The organism is Frankia sp. CcWB3, from assembly GCF_977927595.1.
On the sequence record NZ_CDWRCK010000304.1, the window covers coordinates 1 to 4,426 of the forward strand.

Annotated in this window: 4 protein-coding genes; all 4 read left to right on the forward strand. The window is 72.5% G+C overall.

The genetic code is table 11. From position 1 onward, the window contains the following. Positions 1 to 731 (forward strand): AAA family ATPase (locus tag ACY5KJ_RS17975; protein ID WP_462203910.1); only part of this gene is annotated, 731 nt, incomplete at its 5' end. A gap of 143 nt (positions 732 to 874) precedes the next feature. After that, positions 875 to 1,405: a DUF948 domain-containing protein gene (locus tag ACY5KJ_RS17980; RefSeq protein WP_462186049.1), complete on the forward strand. Its 531-nt coding sequence runs from the start codon at positions 875 to 877 to the stop codon at positions 1,403 to 1,405. After that, entirely contained in the window at positions 1,406 to 1,780 is a 375-nt protein-coding gene (locus tag ACY5KJ_RS17985) for a hypothetical protein (protein WP_462186050.1), read from the forward strand. Positions 1,781 to 1,904: 124 nt separating this feature from the next. Then, a partial coding sequence (gene alaS / locus ACY5KJ_RS17990) for an alanine--tRNA ligase (RefSeq protein ID WP_462203911.1) occupies positions 1,905 to 4,426 on the forward strand: 2,522 nt, incomplete at its 3' end.

Sequence of the window (4,426 nt, forward strand, 5' to 3'; positions counted from 1 at the left end):
ACACCGAGGCGCTTGTCGACCCGCGGCCACGGCTCGATCTCGACCTGCTGGAGCGGGCCGTCAACCGGGCCGCAGTGCGCTACGACCGGTCCGGGGACCAGCACTACGACGTGATCAGTGCCTTCATCAAGTCGATGCGGGGCGGCGACGTCGACGCGGCCCTCCACTACCTCGCGCGGATGCTGGAGGCCGGCGAGGATCCCCGGTTCGTCGCTCGAAGGATGATCATCCTTGCCAGTGAGGACATCGGCATGGCCGATCCGGGCGCGCTCGGTGTCGCGGTCGCGGCCAGCCAGGCGCTGGAGTTCGTCGGCCTGCCCGAGGCCCGCCTGGCGCTCGCGCAGGCGGTCATCCACCTGGCGCTGGCGCCCAAGTCGAACGCGGTGATCCGGGCGATCGACGCCGCCACCTCGGATGTTCGTGCCGGGCGGGCCGGGCCGGTGCCCGCGCAGCTGCGCGACGCCCACTACCGCGGCGCGCAGCGGGTCGGCCACGGCGCGGGCTACCTGTACCCGCACGACGCCCCCGGCAACGTCGTGCGTCAGCAGTACCCGCCGGACGGGCTGACCTCGACCTACTACTACCAGCCGAGCGGTAACGGCTTCGAGCGCCGCGCGGCCGATCGGGTCCGTGAGCTGCGTGGCGTCGTACGCGGTGACCCACCGCCGTCCCCGGGCTCGTCCCCACCGCCCTCTTCGCCGCCCTCCCCACCGTTCTCCTCGCCGTCCTGACTTCTCTCGTGGGGGCTACCCGTGGCCCCGGTAGCCGTCTCGGTAAGGTCACTCCAGGAGCGTCGGCTGGGTGGCGCCCGCGGCACGGCGGATCGAATCGGGTGGGTGGGACCGGCCCAACGACGATGGAGGCAGGAGCACATATGTCCGGTGGTGCGGTCGCGGGCCTGATCGCGTCGGGCGCGTTCGCGGTGCTCGTCCTCTTCGGCTGTTACGTCCTGCTCAAGCTCGGCAAGATCTTCGATGAGGTCGCGGCCCGGGTACGCCAGACCGGTCTCGCCCTCGACGAGGGAACCGCCCGGGTCCGGCAGGCCGGCGCGACGGTCGACGAGGTCAATCTGGCACTCTCGCACGTCAACAAAGAACTCGACCGGGTCGATGCGATTACGGCGAACGTGCAGTCGATCACGACCAACGTCTCCTCGCTGACATCGTTGTTCGCGGCGACGCTCGGCGGCCCGATGGTGCGTGTCGCGGCGTTCAGCTACGGCGTGCGCCAGGCGGCGGCCAAGCGGACCCGCTCGGAGGTCGAGTCCCGGGTGACGGCCCAGATGAAGGCCGAGAAGGCGGCGCGCCGGTCGGCCGGGCGTGGCGGCCCGCAGCCCGCGGGCGAGAAGACCCCGTCGGTGCCCACGGCCGCCGGCGCGGCGGGCGGGCGTAGGGGAGGCCGGTAGATGTCGAGGATCTTCTATCTCGCTTTCGGGGCGGCGGCCGGCGTCGTGGTGGTGCGCCAGGTGGCGAAGGCCGCAGCCTCCCTGACGCCGACGAGCCTGGCCGGCTCTCTCGTACAGTCGGTACAGGAGTTCCTCGCGGACGTGCGCGAGGCCGCGGCCGAGCGGGAGGAGGAGATCCGTGTCGCGCTCGGCCTCGACGGTGATCCGGACGAAGCAGATCGGGGCGACAAAGCGGACCGAGGCGATGCGGTCGGGGCTGCCCCGCCCCGGGACGCCGCAGCGCAGGCCGCCGGCTCCGGCGCGCCGCGCTACCCCGCTGACCTCGACGACGCCGAACGCACGATGCGGCTCGTCCCCGGCGCCCGGCGGCCCTGAGGACTCCCTCGCCCGCGGGCCGGGGGCACCTGCCCTCACCGCAGCCCGGAAGGCGCGCCCGGCCTACAGCGCGCCACCCCGGGATGTCGAACCTCTTCCCACGAGTCTGGACGACGTGAACCCGATGGACACGGCCGAGATCCGTAGCCGCTTTCTCAACCACTTCGCCCGGCGCGGGCACACCGTCGTCCCGAGCGCCTCACTGGTCGCCCAGGATCCGACGTTGCTGCTGGTCAACGCCGGCATGGTGTCGTTTAAGCCCTATTTTCTCGGGGATCTCCCGGCGCCGTGGCCGCGGGCGACCAGCGTGCAGAAATGCGTGCGGACGGTCGACATCGAGAATGTCGGGCACACCGCGCGGCACGCCTCCTTCTTCCAGATGTGCGGCAACTTCTCGTTCGGCGACTATTTCAAGGCCGAGGCGATCCCGTTCGCCTTCGAGCTGCTCACCGAAGGGTTCGGCTTCAAGGCCGACGACCTGTGGGCGACGGTCTACCTCGACGACGACGAGGCCGAGGGGATCTGGCGCGAGCTGCTGCCCGCCGAGCGTATCCAGCGCCGCGGCAAGGAGGACAACTTCTGGTCGATGGGCGTGCCCGGGCCGTGCGGGCCGTGCAGCGAGATCTACTTCGACCGCGGCTCCGCCTACGGCCGCGAGGGCGGTCCGATCGCGGACGAGGAGCGATACCTCGAGGTCTGGAATCTCGTCTTCATGCAGTACGAGCGGGGCCAGGGCGCCGGGTACGACTATCCGATCGAGCGTGAGCTGCCGGCCCGCAACATCGACACCGGGATGGGCCTGGAGCGGATGGCGACCATCCTCCAGGGCGTCGACAACCTCTACGAGATCGACATCTCCCGGCCGGTGCTCGACGCTGCCGGCCGGCTGACCGGGCGGCGCTACGGCGCGGACCCCGCCGACGACGTGCGGTTGCGAGTGATCGCCGACCACACCCGCACCGCCGCGATGCTGATCTCCGACGGCGTCGTCCCCTCCAACGAGGGGCGCGGCTACGTGCTGCGCCGCATGCTGCGCCGGGCGATCCGCAACGCCCGGCTGCTCGGCGCCCACGAGCCGGTGATGAGCGAGCTGTTCGCGGTCGTCGGCTCGGCGATGGGGACGATCTATCCCGAACTGGTCGACAACGCCGAGACGATCACCGGGGTCGCCGTCGCGGAGGAGCAGGCGTTCGCCGAGACGCTGCGCACCGGCACCACGATCTTCGACACCGCGGCGCGCCAGGCCCGATCCCTGGGCTCGACCATGCTGGGCGGCGAGGCGGCCTTCAAGCTGCACGACACCTACGGCTTCCCCATCGACCTGACGCTGGAGATGGCCGCTGAGGCGGGCCTGTCCGTCGACGAGGCGGGTTTCCACCGGCTGATGGACCGCCAGCGGCAGGCTGCGAAGGCGGACCGGGCCGCGCGGCGGATCGGCAACGTCGACCTGTCCGCGTTCCGGCCGATCCTGGCCCGTTCCGGCCCGACGACCTTCACCGGGTACGAGGAGCTCAGCCGGGCCTCCGGCGTGGTGGGCCTCATCGGCATCGCCGACGGCGCGGGGCTGGCGGCGGCGGGGGAGGGCACCGAGGTCGGGGTCGTGCTCGACGCGACCCCCTTCTACGCCGAGAGTGGCGGCCAGGAGCCCGACCTCGGTCGGCTGCGCTTCGACGGCGGCGAGGTCGAGGTGCTCGACGTCCAGCGGCCCGTGCCCGACCTGGTCCTACACCGGGTGCGGGTGCTCGGCGGCGAGCTGCGGCTTGGCGCGGAGGTGTTCGCGGAGGTGGATGCCGATCGTCGCCGCGCGGTGTCCCGGTCGCACACCGCCACCCATCTCGTGCACACCGCGTTCCGTCGCGCGCTGGGCGAGGGCGCGACCCAGGCCGGTTCGCTGAACTCCCCGGGCCGGCTGCGGTTCGACTTCCACGCCCTCGGCGCGGTGCCGCCGTCGGTGCTCGCCGACGTCGAGGACGAGATCAACGAGGTCGCCCTGCGTGACCTGCCGGTGCGGGCCTTCGTGACCACGCAGGAGGAGGCCCGCCGGCTCGGCGCGATGGCGCTGTTCGGCGAGAAGTACGGCGACGCCGTGCGGGTCGTCGATGTGGGCGACTACGCCCGCGAGCTGTGCGGTGGCACGCACGTCGCGAGCTCCGCGCAGCTTGGCGCGGTGAAGCTGCTGTCGGAGGCGTCGATCTCCGCGGGCACCCGCCGGGTCGAGGGGCTGGTTGGCCTCGACGCCTTCCGCTACCTGGCGCGCGAGCATCTCCTGGTGTCGCAGCTGTCCACCGCGCTGAAGGCCCGTCCGGACGAGCTGGTGGACCGGGTCACCGACATCGTCGGCCGGCTGCGCGACGCCGAGCGGGAGTTGGAACGACTGCGGGCCGCCGCGGTGCTCGCCGGGGCCGGGGCGCTGGCCGAGGATGCCGAGGAGGTGGCTGGCGTCGCCGTGGTCACCGCCGAGGTGCCCGCCGGCACCGCCCCCGACGACGTGCGGCTGCTGGCGCTGGACGTGCGTGGGCGGCTGGCCGGGCGGCCCGCCGTCGTCGCCGTGGCCAAGGCCGACGGGTCGTCGATCGTTGTGGTGACCGACGACGCCGCGCGCGGCCGGGGGCTGCGCGCCGGTGACCTGGTGCGGCAGTCCTGGGC